Here is a 1,159-nt window from a genome sequence, read left to right as displayed (position 1 = left end):
TGATCGGCGCCACGGCACTCCGTGCGCTTGTGCTGACTGCAGCTTTTTTCGCGGCGTTGTCGCCGGCCACCTGCCTTGGTGAAAACAGCAACCGCTTGCCGGCCAAGGCTACAAAGGAGCTACCACCCGAGTTGCTCTCGCTGCTCCGACAAAAGAAGATGCCAAAATACTCGCCTATCCTTGTGCGCGTCTTCAAGCAAGAGGCGGAGCTCGAAGTCTGGAAACAGGACACCACCGGCCTCTTCAAAATCCTCAAGGTGTACCCGATCTGTCGGTGGTCGGGGGATCTCGGGCCGAAACTGAAGGAGGGTGACCGTCAGGCTCCAGAGGGGTTCTATACGATTACTCCCGAGCTGATGAATCCCAATTCCGATTACCATCTCGCGATCAACGTCGGCTTTCCCAACAGCTTCGACAAGGCAAACAATCGCGACGGCAGCTTACTCATGATCCATGGCGACTGCTCATCGAGCGGTTGCTATGCCATGACCGACGAACAGATAAGCGAGATCTATTCGCTAGCGCGGGACTCCCTCGGCGGCCGACCGTCCTTTCAGCTCCAGGCTTATCCATTCCGCCTGACGCCGGCAAACCTGGCGCAGCATCGAAATAGCCCGAACCTCTCCTTCTGGAAAATGCTCAAAGTCGGCAACGATCACTTCGAGACGACGCATCTCGAACCTAAGGTGGACGTGTGCAATCGACGCTATGTGTTCGATGCGCAAGCTCCACCAAATTCGCCGTATCCTCTCGTGTTCAGTCCCACCGATAAATGCCCCGCGTTTGTTGTGGATTCCAAAATTGCGCGGCGGGCGCTTGAGAAGCAACGTACCGACGAACTCGAATTCGCGCGATTGCTCAATGACAACGTGCCGGCAGCCCCGATCTATAGCGGACTGGACGGCGGAATGAACGAGGCTTTTCTTGCAAAGTATCTGGTCAGAGTGACGCTTGCGAAAGTGATGCCGTATGCATCTTATCTGCCGCAACTGCCGCCAATCCCCTGGGTCACCAACGATGGTTCGTTGACGAGTAGATGGTTTGGCACCTCGTTCTCGAAACCGATTGCATGTGATCTGGCTCGTTCCAGCTTCCTGTCGACCGTCGTGGAAGGAGACGACGGGTGCTAGAGCGCCCGGTCTACTTCAGGCTTGCATCC

Annotated in this window: 1 protein-coding gene; it reads left to right on the top strand. The window is 56.3% G+C overall.

From position 1 onward, the window contains the following. The first annotated feature begins 2 nt into the window (after positions 1-2). A complete protein-coding gene (locus IVB46_RS30715) occupies positions 3-1,130 on the top strand; it encodes a murein L,D-transpeptidase family protein (protein ID WP_247344159.1) in 1,128 nt (375 codons plus the stop codon). The last annotated feature ends 29 nt before the right edge of the window (positions 1,131-1,159 follow it).

The sequence above is a fragment of the Bradyrhizobium sp. 61 genome (assembly GCF_023073075.1).
GTDB lineage: Bacteria > Pseudomonadota > Alphaproteobacteria > Rhizobiales > Xanthobacteraceae > Bradyrhizobium > Bradyrhizobium barranii.
The sequence above is the reverse complement of the archived record's forward strand: the minus strand, read 5'-3'. Positions and strand labels throughout refer to the sequence as shown.